This is a genomic window from Halomonas sp. PGE1 (assembly GCF_013000985.1).
In the GTDB taxonomy this organism is placed as follows: Bacteria; Pseudomonadota; Gammaproteobacteria; order Pseudomonadales; family Halomonadaceae; genus Halomonas; species Halomonas alkalicola.
This window is the reverse complement of record NZ_CP053032.1, coordinates 470,068-485,854: the sequence shown is the minus strand read 5'-3', so window position 1 is coordinate 485,854 and position 15,787 is coordinate 470,068. Positions and strand designations below refer to the sequence as shown.

Genomic DNA, 15,787 nt, shown 5'->3' with positions numbered 1-15,787 from the left:
CGACCTCGCCACGAGCCTTATCGAAGCCCTCACGGCGGCACTGATGCTGGCGGTGGGCCTGCTGCCCGACAGCCTGGCCGCCCCCTTCGAGTACCGCTTCATGCAGCGGGCCCTGCTCACCTCGGTGCTGGTGGGAGCCACCTGCGGGCTGCTCTCCTGCTTCGTGGTGCTCAAGCGCTGGTCGCTGCTGGGGGATGCCATTTCCCATGCGGTACTGCCGGGCGTCGCGATCGCCTATCTGCTGGGCTGGCCCTTCTTCGTCGGCGCCTTCGTGACCGGCGCTCTGACGTCGCTTGGCATCGGCGCCATCGAGCGCCACACCCGCATCAAGTCGGATGCTGCCATGGGCCTGATGTTCACCGCCGCCTTCGCCCTGGGCATCGTGATCATCAGCAAGATCACCACCAGCACGCATCTCATGCACATCCTCTTCGGCAACGTGCTGGGCGTGCAGGCCCAGGCGTTGATGCTGACCCTGCTGGCCAGCCTGGTGGCCGTGCTGACGATCTGGCTGGCCTATCGGCCGCTGCTGCTCTACACCTTCGACCCACAGCAGGCCCAGGCACTGGGCTTCAACGTCAGCGCCATCCACTACGGCCTGATCATGCTGCTGACCCTGACCATCGTGGCCAGCCTGGAGACCGTGGGCATCATCCTGGTGGTGGCCATGCTGGTCACCCCAGGCGCCACGGCCCACCTTCTGACCGACCGCTTCGGTACCATGCTGGCGATCTCCGTCGGCGTCGGCATCGTGTCGGCGGTCGCCGGCCTGGTGCTGTCGGTGCGGCTAGACGTGGCCTCAGGGGGGGCCATCGTGCTGGTGGCCTCGGGGCTCTTCCTGGTGGCCCTGCTCGCCGCGCCCCGTCACGGGCTGATCGCCCGCCGCTGGCGGCGATGGCGCTTCAACCGCCCGACCTCATGAGGTCGGACGCCGCTTGAGGGTCGTGCGTCCCTCGCGGTAGGCGATGGCCAGGCCGCTGCCGATGATCAGGGCGCTGCCGACGAAGACCCAGAGGTCCGGCATCTCGCCCCAGAACCACCACCCCAGCAGCACCGCCCAGAGCATGGCGCTGTAGTCGAAGGGCGCGGCGATGGCCGCCGGCGCATGGCGGAAGGCCAGGGTGATGAAGGCGGTGGCCCCCACCCCGAACAGCCCCGACCCCAGGAAGGCAAGCCAGTGCCAGGGATGGGGCGTCTGCCACACCCAGGGCAGCGCCAGGCCGGTGATCACGAAGGGCACCAGGGTCATGTAGAAGACCATGGCCCAGAGGTGCTCGCGCCCACCCCAGCGGCGCGCGGTGATCATCATCAGCGCATAGAAGAGCGCCGCCCCGATCAGCACCAGCGAGCCGGGATGGAAGGCCCCGCCCCCCGGGCGCACCACGATCAGCACCCCCACGAAGCCCACCAGAGAGGCGACCAGTACCGGCCCCTCGATGCGCTCGCCGAGCAGCGGCACCGAGAGCAGGGTGACGAACAGCGGCGCCACGAAAGCGATGGCGGTGGCCTCGGCCAGCGGCAGCAGGGTCAGCCCCAGCACGAAGCAGACCATGGTGCCGGTGTAGATCAGCCCGCGCAGCAGGTGCACCCTGGGCCGGCGCGTGCGCAGCTTGATCAGGCCGCCACCGAAGTGGGCCAGCAGCGCGATCAGGGGCAGCGAGACCAGGGTACGAAAGAAGATGATCTGCAGCGGCGAGTGCACCTCGCCGAGCCACTTGGCGATGGCGTCACCGATGGCCAGGCAGAGCACGCCCAGGCACATGAAGCCGATTCCCTTGAATGACGATGACATGCTCCCTCCCTGCGCGACGCAACCGCGGACCCAAAGCGACCACCCCGCCGACCAGAGGGCGGCGGGGTGGTGGTCCCGTGAGGCTAGCGACTCTGCCGGCAGGCGGCAAGGCCGTGCGGGGTCGGGTCAGAGGCCGGCGTTGATCACCATGCAGTCGATGCCCTCGCGCGCCAGGTTGCGGCAGGCGCGATAGGCCTGGTTCTCGTCGAGGTTGACCAGCCGGGCGCGGAAGATGGCCTGGGAGCCGCTCACCTCGTCGATATCCACCCGGGCATTGAAGAGCTCCTGGCTCAGGCGGTCGGCGGCGCGGCTGGCGTGCTGGCGGGCGTTGTCGGGATTGGAGAAGGCCCCGACCTGTACCCCCCAGCTGGCGCTTGCGCCCACCGGCTCGAGCCGGTGCAGGGTCTCGGCGCGCGGCGCCTCGGGCGCCTCGCTGCGGGCGATCAGGTCGCGAATGGGGTCGTTGGCCGAGCCCTGGGCGGTCTGCGGCAGCGAGGGCTGGACCGTGGGCAGCGGCTCCGGCGCCTGCAGGCTGGCCAGCTGGCGCTCGAGCTCCGGCGAGGGGCCGGCCGGCGTCACCGGAGCGGCCGCCGGCAGGCCATCGCCACTCATCCGGTCGCCGGAAAAGTCCGCCTGGGCCACCCAGTCGCCGCGCCCGAAGAGCGAGGCACGCACGAAGCCGCGATCGAGCAGGTCGGCCATGTGGGTATCCCGGGAGGCCGCGGTGAAGCCGCCCATCACCACCGAGACCAGGCGGCGGTTGTCGCGCACCGCCGAGGTGGCCACGTTGAAGCCGGAGGCGCGGATGAAGCCGGTCTTCAGGCCGTCGGCCCCCGCGTAGTTGCGCACCAGGCGGTTGTGGCTGTTGTGGGTGGTGCCACGGTAGGTGAAGCTCTGCCGCGAGAAGTAGTGGTAGTACTGCGGGAAGTCCTGCATCAGGCGGATGGAGAGGGTCGCCATGTCCCGGGCCGTGGTGGTCTGGCCGTTGTCGGGCAGGCCCGAGGCGTTGCGGAACACGGTGTTGGGCATCCCGAGCTCCCGCGCCCTGGCGGTCATCATCTGACCGAACTGGCGCTCGCTGCCGCCCAGCGCCTCGGCCACCACCACGGCCACGTCATTGGCCGAGCGCACGACCAGCGCCAGGATCGCCTCCTCCACGGTGATGGTGGAGCCCCGCTTGAGCCACAGCTTGGAGGCCGGCATCGCCTCGGCCTGGGCCGAGACCGGCAGCGGCTGGTTGAGCCGCATGGTGCCCTTCTCCAGCTCCTCGAAGAGCAGGTAGAGCGTCATCATCTTGGTCAGCGAGGCCGGATAGCGCGTGGCATCGGCATTCGCCGCGTGCAGCACCTCGCCGCTCTCGACGTCCACCACGATGGCGGCGTAGCGCGGATTGGCCTGGGCCGTGGCGGTGATGGATATGGCCAGACACGCCAGCAGCGCGATCACGGCGATGCCATGGCGCCGGATTCTGGTTATGGTTGCGGTCACCATCTGCATTCCCTCTGGGTTCCCTGCGTGCTGTCAAAAACGGCACTGCCTCATCAAGCATTATGAACGGGAATGCTCGGCTGTACAGGGCGCCAGGGCAGGAAAAACGCCGCTATTTCGCGCTTTCACATTTCTCCTGCCCCGAGTTCAGTCGATGCGCCCCTCCTCCACGGCGTGGCAGGCCACCTCGCTGCCGTCGCTTCTGGCGATCAGCGCCGGCACCTCGGCCCGGCAGCGCGCCTCGGCGTGAGGGCAGCGCGGGTGGAAGGCGCAGCCCGAGGGCGGATGCACAGGGTTGGGCACCTCCCCCTCGATCACGGTGCGCTCGCGCCCCTCCCCTTCCAGCGACGGTACCGCTGCCAGCAGCATCCGCGAGTAGGGATGGTGCGGGCTGGCGAACAGCTGATCCGACGGGGCGATCTCGGCGATGCGCCCCAGGTACATCACCGCGATGCGGTCGGCCATGTGCTTGACCACCGCCATGTCGTGGCTGATGAACAGGTAGGTGAGCCCGTACTGCGCCTGCAGGTCCTTCATCAGGTTGAGGATCTGCGCCTGCACCGAGACATCCAGCGCCGAGGTGGGCTCGTCGCAGACCATGAACTCCGGCTCGTTGGCCAAGGCACGGGCGATGGAGATGCGCTGGCGCTGGCCGCCGGAGAACTCGTGGGGGTAACGGTTGGCGTCCGCCGCCGACATGCCCACCTGCTCGAGCAGCTCGCCCACCCGGCGGCGGCGGTCGACGCTGCTCATCTCGGGGCGGAAGAAGCGCAGCGGCTCACCGATGATGGTGCCCACCCGCCACAGCGGATTGAGGCTGGCGTAGGGGTCCTGGAAGATCATCTGGAAGCGCTGGCGGATCGCCGCCGACTGGCGGCCGGAGCGCCGGGCCAGGTCACTGATCTCCTGGCCGTCGAAGACCAGCCGACCGCGGGTCAGCCCGTAGAGCCCGACGATCAGCCGCGCCACCGTGGACTTGCCGCAGCCGGACTCGCCCACCAGGGCGAGGGTCTCGCCGCGGCGGATGGTGAAGCTCACCCCGTCCACGGCCTTGAGTGTCAGCTTCTCGGCGCGCTCCAGCACCCGGTTGAGCCAAGGCTTGGAGACATCGAAGTGGCGCGCCAGATCGGTGGCCTCCAGCAGCACCTCGCCGCCCTCGGCACTCGGAACAGGTTGCGTCTGGCTCATCGGGTCACCTCCTGGGTGTCGCGGGGGGGCGTCACGGCGCGCCACGGGGTTCTCCGGGTCGTGTAGCCAGCAGGCCGCCTGACCGGCGCCGGCGGGCAGCAGCTCCGGGCGCTCGATGCGGCAGCGTTCGACGGCGTGGGGGCAGCGCGGGTTGAAGGCGCAGCCCGTGGGGATCGCCGCCAGGCGTGGCATGGCCCCCTCGATCTGGTAGAGCCGCTCGCGGCGCTCGGCCAGGCCCGGGATGGAGGCCATCAGCCCCTCGCTGTAAGGGTGCTGCGGGCGGCGAATCACCTCGTTCACCGGGCCGATCTCGATCAGCCGCCCGGCATACATCACGGCGACGCGATCCGCGGTCTCGGCGATCACCCCCATGTCGTGGGTGACCAGCATCACCGCCGCGCCGCGCTCGGCGCAGACCCGCTTGAGCAGGGCGAGGATCTGCGCCTGCACCGAGACGTCCAGCGCCGTGGTGGGCTCGTCGGCGATGATCAGCTCGGGCTCTGCGGCCAGCGCCAGGGCGATCACCACCCGCTGGCGCATGCCCCCCGAGAACTGGTGGGGGTAGCTGTCCAGGCGGGTCTCCGGGGCGGGAATGCCCACCTCGGTGAGCAGCGACACAGCCCGGGCCCGGGCCTGCTTCTCGTTCATCGGCAGGTGGGCGCGGATGGTCTCCACCAGCTGGTCGCCGATGGAGAAGAGCGGGTTCAGGCTGGTGAGCGGATCCTGGAAGATCATGCCGATATGGCGCCCGCGCAGGGGCACGAAGTCTTCCTCCGGGAGGTCGTCGATGCGTCGCCCCGCCAGGTGGATCTCGCCGCCGGCGATATGGCCCGGCGGCTCGAGCAGCTGGATCACGGCGTTGCCGGTCATCGACTTGCCGGCGCCGGACTCCCCCACCACCCCGAGCACTTCGCCCGGGGCGATATCGAAGGAGACGTCGTCCAGCGCCACCAGGGTGGCGTGGCGGGTGGGGAACTCCACCCGCAGGTGGCGCACGGAGAGCACCGGCTCCCGCTCGCCGTCGGGCTTGCGGCCCATCGCGGCGGCGTTGCGGTCGCCCGGCACTTGCTCGGCGGCGCTTGGCTCGACGGTGCTTGGCTCAACGGAGCTTGGGGTTGAGGACATCACGCAACCAGTCTCCCAGCAGGTTGACGGAGAGCGCCAGCAGCAGCAGCGCCACCCCGGGGAAGAGCAGGATCCACCACTCTCCCGAGAACATGTAGTCCTGGCCGACCCGGATCAGGGTCCCCAGGCTTGGCTGGGTGGCCGGCATGCCGACCCCCAGGAAGGAGAGCGTCGCCTCGGCGATGATGGCGAGCGCGAGGCCAATGGTGCCGATCACCAGCACCGGGCGCAGCACGTTGGGCAGGATGTGCTGGAAGAGGATGCGGCGATCCGGCAGGCCGATCACCCGCGCCGCCTGCACGTACTCCTTGCCCTTCTCCACCATGGTCGCCCCGCGCACCGCCCGGGCGTACTGCACCCAGTCGGAGAGGCCGATGGCGATGATCAGCACGATGATCGCCACCTCCGCGTGCATGGAGCGCGGCAGGAAGCCGCGGATCACCCCGAAGATCAAGAGCGCCATCAGGATCGACGGGAAGGTGAGCTGGACGTCGGCGATGCGCATGATCAGGGCGTCGCGCCAGCCGCCGCGGAAGCCGGCCAGCAGGCCCAGCGCCGTGCCCAGCGCCAGGGCGAAGAGCACGGCGGCGAACCCCACCAGCAGCGAGATGCGCGAGCCGTAGAGGATCGCCGAGAAGACGTCGCGGCCCTGGCTGTCGCTGCCCAGCAGGTAGAAGTTGCCGGTGAAGTCCGAGGTGGTCAGCGGCGGCGTGAAGGCGTCGATCAGCTCCAGCTGGCGCGGGTCGAAGGGGTTCTGGGGCGCGATCCAGGGGGCGAACAGGGCGCCGGCGAACATCACCAGGGTGACCAGGGTGGCGAGAATCACCACCGGCTGGCGCTGCCAGGAGTAGACGATGTCGCTATCGAGGAAGGTCCTGAGTCGGCCCGGCGGCCTGGGCGCGATGGGCGCCGCGACGGCCGCGCTCTCGCGGGGCTTCATGTCCTGGCTCATTTGGCACCTCCCTGCACGCGCAGGCGCGGGTCGACGGCGTAGTAGAGCAGGTCGACGATCAGATTGATGACCACGAACACCAGGGCAATCATCATCAGGTAGGCGGCCATCACCGGGATGTCCACGAAGCGCACCGCGGTGATGAACAGCGCCCCCACGCCGGGCCACTGGAACACCGTCTCGGTGATGATGGCGAAGGCGATGATGGTGCCGAGCTGCAGGCCGATAATGGTGATCACCGGAATCAGGGTGTTCTTCAGCGCATGGCGCAGGTTGACCACCCGCTTCGACAGCCCCCGGGCCCGGGCGAACTTGATGTAGTCGGTGCGCAGCACCTCGAGCATCTCGGCGCGCACCAGGCGCATGATCAGCGTCAGCTGGAAGAGCCCGAGGGTGATCGCCGGCAGGATCAGCGAGCGTAAGCCGCTGGCCGTGAGTAGGCCGGTGGTCCACCAGTCGCCCAGGCGTACCGTCTGGCCGCGACCGAAGGCGGGCAGCCAGCCCAGCTCCACGGCGAAGACGTAGATCAGCAGGATGCCGATCAGGAAGGTGGGCAGCGACACCCCGATCAGCGAGGCGGTCATGATGAACTTCGACAGCCAGCTGCCGCGCTGGATGGCGGTGTAGATGCCGAGCACGATGCCCATCACCACGGCGAAGATCGCCGAGATGATGGCGAGCTCCAGGGTCGCCGGCAGGCGCTCCATGATCAGGTCGGTGACCGGCCTCGCCGAACGATAGGAGATGCCGAACTCGAACTGGGCGGCATTGACGATGAACTGCCAGAACTGCACCACCACCGGCTGGTCGAGCCCGAGCTGGGCACGCAACGCGGCGCGGTCGGCCTCGGTGGCCTCCTGGCCGAGCATGTTGAGCACCGGGTCGCCGACGTAGTGGAACAGCGAGAAGGAGATGAGCGCGACCACGAACATCACGAAGATGGCCTGCAGCACGCGCTGGATCAGGAAGGCTAGCATGGGGTCTCCACGTCACCGCCCCCCGGCCGCGGATGGCAGCCGGGGAGCGGGCACAGTCACGATCAGCGGTTGAACTTCAGGTACTTGAAGTGCGGGGTATTCTCGCTCTGCACCTTGAAGTCGATATCGTCACGCATCGACCAGGTGAGCATCTGGTGGTGGATCGGGATATAGACGATCTCGTCGTGCACGATCTGCCACGCCTCCTCGATCATGGCGTTGCGCGCCTCGATGTCGGTCTCCTGGCCCATGGCCACGGTCAGCTCATCGACCCGCTCGTCGGAGTAGCCGGTGAAGTTCCAGCTGCCGCGGTCGCCCTCCTTGGTGTGGTAGAGGTAGTTGAAGACGTACTCGGAGTCCATGGTCGGCACGCCCCAGCCGAGCATGTAGAAGTCGTACTCCTCCCGGGCCAGCTCGGCGAAGTGCAGCGAGCGGGTCTGGGCCACCAGGTCCACGGTGATGCCGATGCGCGCCAGCATGCTGACCACCGCCTGGCAGATCTGCTCGTCGTTGACGTAGCGGTCGTTGGGGCACTGCAGGGTGACGCGGAAGCCGTCGCCGTAGCCCGCCTCCGCCATCAGCTCGTTGGCCCGGTCGAGGTCGGCGGGCACCACCACGTCGAGCGCCTCGGAGTAGCCGTTGACGAAGGGGGGCGCGATCATGCCGGCGGGCTGGGAGTTGCCGCGCATCACCGCCCGCTGGATGGTGGTCTGGTCCACGGCGAGATCGATCGCCTCGCGTACGCGGCGATCGGCGAAGGGGTTGTCGTCGGTGTCGGCGGTGCGCAGCTCGGCGGAGCCCAGGTCCATGCCCAGGAAGATGGTGCGGTTCTCCGCCCCCTGCTCGTTCTTGAGGCCCGGGGCGTTGGCCAGTCGCTCGATGTCCTGCACCGGGGTCTCCTGGAGCAGGTCGACCTCGCCGGAGAGCAGCGCCGCCACTCGGGTGGCCGCCGACTCGATGGGGGTGAAGATCAGCTCGGAGATCTCCATGGGGTAGTGATCGATGCCCCAGTAGTCGTCGTTGCGCGCAAGCACGGTGCGCACGTCGGGCTCGCGGCTCACCACCCGGAAGGGGCCGGTGCCGTTGGCATTGCGCACCGCATGGGTCTCCTCGCCCGCGGCGTAGTTCTGCGGCTCCTCGACGCCGTGTTCCTCGGCCCACTCGCGGCTCATGATGAAGAGGTTGGTGAGGTTGTTGGGCAGCAGCGGGTTGGGGTCGTGGGTCTCCACGTGCACCGTGTAGTCATCCTCGGCGCGCACCTCCTTGATGGAGGTGAGCAGGCCGCGCATGTCGGCGTTCTCGTGACGCGCCCGGTTCAGCGAGAAGACCACGTCATCGGCGCTCAGCGCCTGGCCCTCGTGGAAGGTGACCCCCTCGCGGATCTTGAAGACCCAGACGTGGGGGTCGTCCTCGTGCACGTGCCACTCGGTGGCCAGGCCCGGCTGGTACTCCACGTCCATGTCCTGATAGATCAGCACGTCGAAGATCTGATGGTTCAGCGCGTGGGTCGGCCCCTCGTTCTGGGAGTGGGGATCGAGGGTCAGGCCGTCGGCGGAGCGGGTCCAGCGCAGGGTATCGGCATGGGCAGCGGAGGCGACCATGGCGGCCGCCATGGCGGAAACGAGCAGTGTCTTCCTGAACATCTTGTTGTTCCTCGTTCAAGCGTTTGATGGGCATCGGCCCTGACAGGGTTTCTCCCATAACGTAGACGAGAAAGGAAGGCACCGGCCGTCAACGCTTTCAGCGCTGGCTGGGCAGTGTGCCGGGGCGAGCCAGGGGGCTCAGCGCCCTGGCCGCGAGCAAGTCGCTGGCGGCCTCGATATCCGGAGCAAAGAAGCGGTCCTGCTCGTAGTGGCTGACCCGGTCGCGCAGCAGCTGCCTGGCCTGCTCCAGCGTGTCGGTGCTCTTCAGACCGTGGCGCATGTCGAGCCCCTGGCAGGCACCCAGCCACTCGATGGCCAGAATGCCGCGCACGTTGTCGGCCATTTCCCACAGGCGCTTGCCGGCGGCCGGCGCCATGGAGACGTGATCCTCCTGGTTGGCCGAGGTGGGCAGGCTGTCGACGCTGTGAGGATGAGCCAGCGCCTTGTTCTCGCTGGCCAGCGCCGCCGCGGTGACCTGAGCGATCATGAAGCCCGAGTTGACGCCGCCGTTCTCCACCAGGAAGGGCGGCAGCTGGGACATGTGCTTGTCCATCATCAGCGAGATGCGTCGCTCGGCGAGCGAGCCTGTCTCGGCGATGGCCAGCGCCAGGTTGTCGGCGGCCATGGCCACCGGTTCGGCGTGGAAGTTGCCGCCGGAGATGATGTCGTCGTCCTCGGCAAACACCAGCGGGTTGTCCGACACCGCATTGACCTCCACCGCCAGCACCTCGGCCGCCTGGCGGATCTGGGTCAGCACGGCACCCATCACCTGGGGCTGGCAGCGCAGCGAGTAGGGGTCCTGCACCTTGTCGCAGTCGGCGTGGGAGTCACCGATGGCGCTGCCCTCCCCCAGCAGGTGCCGATAGGCGGCCGCGGCATTGATCTGGCCCCGCTGGCCGCGCGCCGCGTGGATGCGGGCATCGAAGGGGGTGCGGGAGCCCAGGGCGGCCTCCACGGTGAGCGCCCCGCACACCGTGGCCGCGGCGAAGAGGTCCTCCGCCGCGAAGAGCCCACGCAGGGCATAGGCGGTGGAGACCTGGGTGCCGTTGAGCAGCGCCAGCCCCTCCTTGGGCGCCAGCTCCATCGGCGCGAGCCCGGCGAGCTCCAGCGCTCGCTGGGCCGGGACCCACTCGCCTTGGTGGCGTGCCTTGCCCTCGCCCAGCAGCACCACGCTCATGTGGGCCAGGGGGGCGAGATCTCCCGAGGCCCCGACGGATCCCTTGAGCGGAATGTGAGGGTAGACCTCGGCGTTGACCAGCGCGATCAGGGCATCGAGCACCTCGCGGCGGATGCCGGAGAAACCGCGCGCCAGGCTGTTGACCTTGAGCACCATGATCAGGCGCACCAGGTCGTCGTCCAGGGCCGCGCCGACGCCGGTGGCATGCGACAGCACCAGGGAGCGCTGCAGCGCCTCCAGGTCCTCGTTGGCGATGCGGGTCTGGGCCAGCAGGCCGAAGCCGGTGTTGATGCCGTAGACGGTGCGGTTCTCGGCGATAACGCGATTGACGCACTCCACGGACTTGCCGATGTCGGCATCGGCACTGTTCGGCAAGCCTACGCTGACGGGCTCCTGGAGAACCTGGCGCGCCTGCGCCAGGGTCATCTTGCCGGGCTGAATCTCGAGATGGGGCATGGGGAAGTCTCCTGTCAGTTGTTCAGCATCGGAAGATCGAGGCCGTTTTCACGGGCGCACTCCTTGGCGATCTCGTAGCCGGCATCGGCGTGGCGCATCACCCCGGTGCCCGGGTCGTTGCGCAGTACGCGGCCCAGGCGGGCATGGGCGTCGTCGCTGCCGTCGGCGACGATCACCACGCCGGAATGCTGGGAGTAGCCCATGCCCACGCCGCCGCCGTGGTGCAGCGAGACCCAGGTGGCACCGCCGGCGGTATTGAGCAGGGCGTTGAGCAGCGGCCAGTCGGAGACGGCATCGGAGCCATCCTGCATCGCCTCGGTCTCGCGGTTGGGGCTCGCCACCGAGCCGGAGTCCAGGTGATCGCGGCCGATCACCACGGGCGCCTTGAGCTCGCCGCTGGCAACCATCTCGTTGAAGGCCTGGCCCAGACGGGCGCGGTCCTTGAGGCCCACCCAGCAGATGCGCGCCGGCAGGCCCTGGAACGAGATCCGCTCGCGGGCCATGTCGAGCCAGTTGTGCAGGTGCGGATCGTCCGGGATCAGTTCCTTGACCTTCTGGTCGGTCTTGTAGATGTCCTCCGGATCACCGGAGAGCGCCGCCCAGCGGAAGGGGCCGATGCCCTGGCAGAACAGCGGACGGATGTAGGCCGGCACGAAGCCGGGGAAGTCGAAGGCATTCTCGACACCCTCTTCCTTCGCCATCTGGCGGATGTTGTTGCCGTAATCGAAGGTGGGCACGCCCATCTTCTGGAAGTCGAGCATGGCCTGGACGTGCACCGCCATGGACTGCTTCGCGGCCTTGACGGTGGCCTCGGGCTGCGACTTGCCGCGGGCCACGTACTCCTCCCAGGTCCAGCCCTGGGGCAGGTAGCCGTGCAGGGGGTCGTGGGCGCTGGTCTGGTCGGTGACCATGTCCGGCTTGACGCCACGCTTGACCAGCTCGGGTAGCACGTCGGCCGCGTTGGCGCACAGGCCGATGGAGATCGCCTTGCCCTCGGCGGTGTAGCGCTCGATACGTTTGAGTGCGTCATCCAGGTCCTCGGCCTGCTCGTCCAGGTAGCGAGTGCGCAGGCGGAAATCGAGGCTCGACTGCTGGCATTCGATGTTGAGTGAACAGGCACCGGCCAAGGTGGCAGCAAGCGGCTGTGCACCGCCCATGCCACCGAGACCGGCGGTCAGGATCCAGCGTCCCTTGAGCTCGCCGTCGTAGTGCTGGCGACCCGCCTCGACGAAGGTCTCGTAGGTGCCCTGCACGATGCCTTGAGAGCCGATGTAGATCCACGAGCCGGCGGTCATCTGGCCGTACATCATCAGGCCCTTGCGATCCAGCTCGTTGAAGTGCTCCCAGTTGGCCCAGGCCGGTACTAGATTGGAGTTGGCGATCAGCACACGCGGCGCGTCCTTGTGGGTCTCGAAGACGCCCACCGGCTTGCCGGACTGCACCAGCAGGGTCTGGGTATCCTCCAGGCGCTGCAGGGTCTCGACGATCTTGTCGTAGCACTCCCAGTCACGAGCGGCACGGCCGATGCCGCCATACACCACCAGGTCCTCGGAGCGCTCGGCCACGTCGGGGTGCAGGTTGTTCATCAGCATGCGCAGCGGGGCCTCGGTGAGCCAGCTCTTGCAGCTGCGCTCAGTACCGGTGGGCGCGACGATCTTGCGGGAGGGGTCGTGGCGGGGGTCGCGCTGGGTCATGTCGAAATGCCTCTGGAGTCTCGGTGGATTGTCGTGGTCGGAGCCATCGGCTCTCAGTCATTCAGGGTCAGCAGATGCACCAGGCGAGCTGCCGCCCTGCCGGTGCGGCCGTCGATATCGCGGCCGGGGTTGAGCTCCGCCAGGTCGGCCAGGCGCAGCTTGCCGCTGTATCGAATGGCCTCGATCAGCGGCTCGATCAGGGCGAGCGATACGCCACGGGCGGCCGGGGCACTCACCCCGGGGGCCTCGGCGGCCGGCAGCACGTCCAGATCGATGGTCAGGTAGAGGTGGTCGCAGCTCACCAGGAAGCGCTCCAGGTCACGCTGGATCTCATCGAGGCGGGCCGGCTGGAAGTCGCGATCCTCACGCACCATCACCCCAAGCTCGTCGGCGCGGTTGAACAGCGCCCGGGTATTGGCGGCCCGGCTCACGCCCAGGCAGGCGTAGCGGAAGGGCCAGCCGCGGGCCCGGCACTCGTCGGCGATCTGGGCGAAGGGCGTCCCCGAGGAGCGCACATGCCGGGGATCGCGCAGGTCGAAATGGGCATCCAGGTTGATGATGCCGATTCGCGGTGCTGACTCCCCGCGGGCCACCAGGTGCCGGGCAAGCCCCGACCAGCTGGCGTAGGCCACTTCGTGGCCCCCTCCCAGCACGACGGGGAAGTGCCTGGCAGCCAGCAGCGAGGCAAGGCGGTCGGCCAGGGCCTGCTGGGCCTCTTCCATGGCGTCGCCTTCACAGCACACGTCGCCGGCGTCATAGGCGGGCGCCTGGCGGTGCCAGGCCAGCGGTGCCAGGGCACGGCGCAGCGCAGCAGGTCCTTCGGCAGCGCCCACACGCCCCTGGTTACGCGCCACACCGGCATCGCAGGCAAAGCCGATGAGCGCACAGCCAGGAGTGGCGTTTTCGGTCAGCGGCTGGATCTTCTGGTGCCAGCGCTCGCTGTCGGGCTCGGGATCGGTGCGTCCCTGCCACAGGGTGCTGTCGAAGTCCTGATGAACTGAGCGATCAGACGACATGGGTCAGCTCCCCCTGGAACAGGCGCTGACGCAGCCGCCCGGGCTGGACCGCATAGGCCAGTGCCGCCGGCGTATCGACATCCCAGACGCACAGATCGGCGGTCGCGCCTTCCCGGATGCGCCCCTCCCCCTTGAACCCGAGCGCAGCTGCACCGTGAGCCGTCATGCCCGCCAATGCTTCCTGCGGCGTCAGGCGGAACAGGGTGCAGGCCAGGTTGAGCATCAGGGTGGGCATGTACAGCGGCGAGCTGCCCGGGTTGGCGTCGGTGGCCACCGCCATGGACACGCCAGCCTCGCGCAGCGCGGCGATGGGCGGTAGCTGCGTCTCGCGCAGAATGTGGAAGGCCCCCGGCAGGATCACCGCGACGCTACCGGCCTCGCGCAGGGCGGCGATGCCCGCCTCGTCGAGGTACTCGATGTGGTCGGCGGAGAGCGCCCCGTGACGCGCCGCCATGGCAGTGCCGCCCAGGTTGGAGAGCTGTTCGGCGTGGGCCTTGATCGGCAGACCATGCGCCATGGCGGCCTCGAAGACCCGTTGGCACTGCGCCACCGAGAAGGCGATCTTCTCGCAGAACACATCGACGGCATCGGCCAGCCCCTCGGCGGCGGCCGCCGGGATCATCTCCTCGCACACCAGGCGAATGTAGCCGTCGCTGTCGTCCCGGTACTCCGGTGGCAGCGCATGGGCGCCCAGCAGGGTGGTGACCACCCGCACCGGCAGTGCCTCGCCCAGGCGGCGCGCCACCCGCAGCATCTTCAGCTCGTCCTCGACCGTCAGGCCGTAGCCGGACTTGATCTCGACGGTGGTGACGCCGTCGGCGATCAGCGCCTCGAGGCGCGGCCGGGCGGCGGCGAAAAGCGCCTCCTCGCTGGCCTCACGGGTGGCGGTCACGGTGCTGAGGATGCCGCCGCCGCGGCGGGCGATCTCCTCGTAGCTGACACCCTCCAGGCGCGCCTCGAACTCATCGGCACGTGAACCGCCGAACACCAGATGGGTGTGGCAATCCACCAGCCCGGGCGTCATCACGCCGCCTCGGCCCATCTCCTGGCAGCCCTGGGCGCTGGCCTCATCGAAGTCACGCATCGCCACCAGGGAGGCCACGCGGTCTCCCTCGATGATGACGGCCATGGGCTCCGGCAGGGTGCACAGGCCATCGAAGACACCGATATCGCGCCACAGGCGTCGCCTTTCCGCGTTTGACATGGGCCCTCCTCGAGCTCGGCACCCAATGTATATACAGATAGGCTAGCCTCGAAAAGCCCCCTCGTCACCCCGGCCTCCGGCTCCACTGACTCTGCCGACAGGAAGCATCCTGCGCAGCCTTCCTGATAACCATTAAAAAACAGAAGGCTATGATTAATGCGCGGTCATGAAAGTCATCGCCCCGCACCCGAAATCGCGACCAAAGTCTTACGCAGCCGGGAGCGGAGGAGCCCGCTGAGGGCGTCCATATGTATATACAAAAGACCGGAGGGGAGCTCAGGAGGCCTGGAGGCGCAGCTCAGGAGGCCTGGAGGCGCAGCTCAGGAGGCCTGGAGGTGCAGGGAGGAGCGCAGCTTGTAACGGCTCCCTGGATGGAGAAGGCGCGCGTAGCTGATCAGCTGCTCACCGGACCAGGTCCGCCGTATCATGCTCAGGCAGGGACTTTCCGTATCGATGGCCAACCACTCCGCCGCCTGGGCGTCCGGCAGCACCGCTTCCACGATGTGTTCCACATCGGTGATGGGGCAGGCGGCCACCAGCACCTCGTTGGGCGTGTGGCGCGTGAAGTCGGTCTCGAGGTAGTCCGGCACCCAGCGCGGATTGACGAACCGACTCTCGAGCTGGATCGGCACCTCGTTCTCGAGATGAATGATCAGGGTATGGAAGACCCGGCTGCCGAGCCGGACGCCCAGGCGCAGCGCCACCTCGTCATCGGCCTCGATCGCCTCACGAATCAACACCTCACTGCTGTGGCGATGGCCACGTGAGCGCACCTCCTCGGCGATGTTGTACACCTCGACCAGCGATGACTCGGCCTTGCGGTCGGTCACGAAGGTGCCCAGGCCGGGCTGGCGCGTCAGGTAGCCCTTCTGCACCAGGTCGCGGATCGCCTTGTTGGCGGTCATGCGACTGACCCCGAAATCACGAGCCAGCTGCTCTTCCGGGGGGATCTGATGGTTCGATTGCCATTCGCCGCTGTGGATCTTGTCCAGCAGGTGCTGCTGGATCTGCTGATAGAGGGGCGGGGTGCTGGCCATGAGGCATCCTTGGGTCAGGACTAATGTCTATACAAAAA

Annotated in this window: 12 protein-coding genes; 1 reads left to right on the top strand and 11 read right to left on the bottom strand. The window is 68.2% G+C overall.

Annotated elements, in window-relative coordinates; translation table 11 throughout:
* Positions 1 to 43 precede the first annotated feature (43 nt).
* Positions 44 to 922, top strand: coding sequence for a metal ABC transporter permease (locus HIR79_RS02330; protein ID WP_169959438.1), 879 nt, complete (start codon positions 44 to 46; stop codon positions 920 to 922).
* Here HIR79_RS02330 and HIR79_RS02325 read toward each other — a convergent pair.
* The 11 genes from HIR79_RS02325 to hutC form a co-directional block, all read right to left on the bottom strand.
* Entirely contained in the window at positions 917 to 1,792 is an 876-nt protein-coding gene (locus tag HIR79_RS02325; protein WP_169956522.1) for a DMT family transporter, read from the bottom strand. The genes HIR79_RS02330 and HIR79_RS02325 overlap by 6 nt on opposite strands.
* Before the next feature lie 126 nt (positions 1,793 to 1,918).
* Positions 1,919 to 3,283 (bottom strand): D-alanyl-D-alanine carboxypeptidase, encoded by a 1,365-nt coding sequence (locus HIR79_RS02320; RefSeq protein ID WP_169956520.1) that lies wholly within the window; start codon positions 3,281 to 3,283, stop codon positions 1,919 to 1,921.
* 144 nt (positions 3,284 to 3,427) lie between these two features.
* Positions 3,428 to 5,593, bottom strand: a complete 2,166-nt coding sequence (locus HIR79_RS18430; protein ID WP_249322227.1) for an ABC transporter ATP-binding protein — start codon at positions 5,591 to 5,593, stop codon at positions 3,428 to 3,430.
* On the bottom strand, positions 5,568 to 6,545 hold the full coding sequence (locus tag HIR79_RS02310) for an ABC transporter permease (protein WP_211620910.1): 978 nt from the start codon (positions 6,543 to 6,545) through the stop codon (positions 5,568 to 5,570). Before HIR79_RS02310 ends, HIR79_RS18430 begins: the two co-directional genes overlap by 26 nt.
* Entirely contained in the window at positions 6,542 to 7,522 is a 981-nt protein-coding gene (locus HIR79_RS02305) for an ABC transporter permease (RefSeq protein WP_169956518.1), read from the bottom strand. Before HIR79_RS02305 ends, HIR79_RS02310 begins: the two co-directional genes overlap by 4 nt.
* Positions 7,523 to 7,584: 62 nt before the next feature.
* Positions 7,585 to 9,165 (bottom strand): ABC transporter substrate-binding protein, encoded by a 1,581-nt coding sequence (locus HIR79_RS02300; protein ID WP_169956517.1) that lies wholly within the window; start codon positions 9,163 to 9,165, stop codon positions 7,585 to 7,587.
* A gap of 97 nt (positions 9,166 to 9,262) precedes the next feature.
* Positions 9,263 to 10,798, bottom strand: coding sequence for a histidine ammonia-lyase (hutH, locus tag HIR79_RS02295; protein WP_169956515.1), 1,536 nt, complete (start codon positions 10,796 to 10,798; stop codon positions 9,263 to 9,265).
* A gap of 14 nt (positions 10,799 to 10,812) precedes the next feature.
* Complete coding sequence (gene hutU, locus HIR79_RS02290) at positions 10,813 to 12,492, bottom strand: urocanate hydratase (protein WP_169956513.1); 1,680 nt, start codon at positions 12,490 to 12,492, stop codon at positions 10,813 to 10,815.
* 53 nt (positions 12,493 to 12,545) lie between these two features.
* On the bottom strand, positions 12,546 to 13,508 hold the full coding sequence (gene hutG, locus HIR79_RS02285) for a formimidoylglutamase (protein WP_169956511.1): 963 nt from the start codon (positions 13,506 to 13,508) through the stop codon (positions 12,546 to 12,548).
* Positions 13,498 to 14,712, bottom strand: a complete 1,215-nt coding sequence (gene hutI, locus HIR79_RS02280; RefSeq protein ID WP_169956509.1) for an imidazolonepropionase — start codon at positions 14,710 to 14,712, stop codon at positions 13,498 to 13,500. The genes hutG and hutI overlap by 11 nt, the downstream gene beginning before the upstream one ends.
* A gap of 320 nt (positions 14,713 to 15,032) precedes the next feature.
* A complete protein-coding gene (gene hutC, locus HIR79_RS02275) occupies positions 15,033 to 15,749 on the bottom strand; it encodes a histidine utilization transcriptional repressor HutC (RefSeq protein ID WP_169956507.1) in 717 nt (238 codons plus the stop codon).
* Between the last annotated feature and the right edge of the window lie 38 nt (positions 15,750 to 15,787).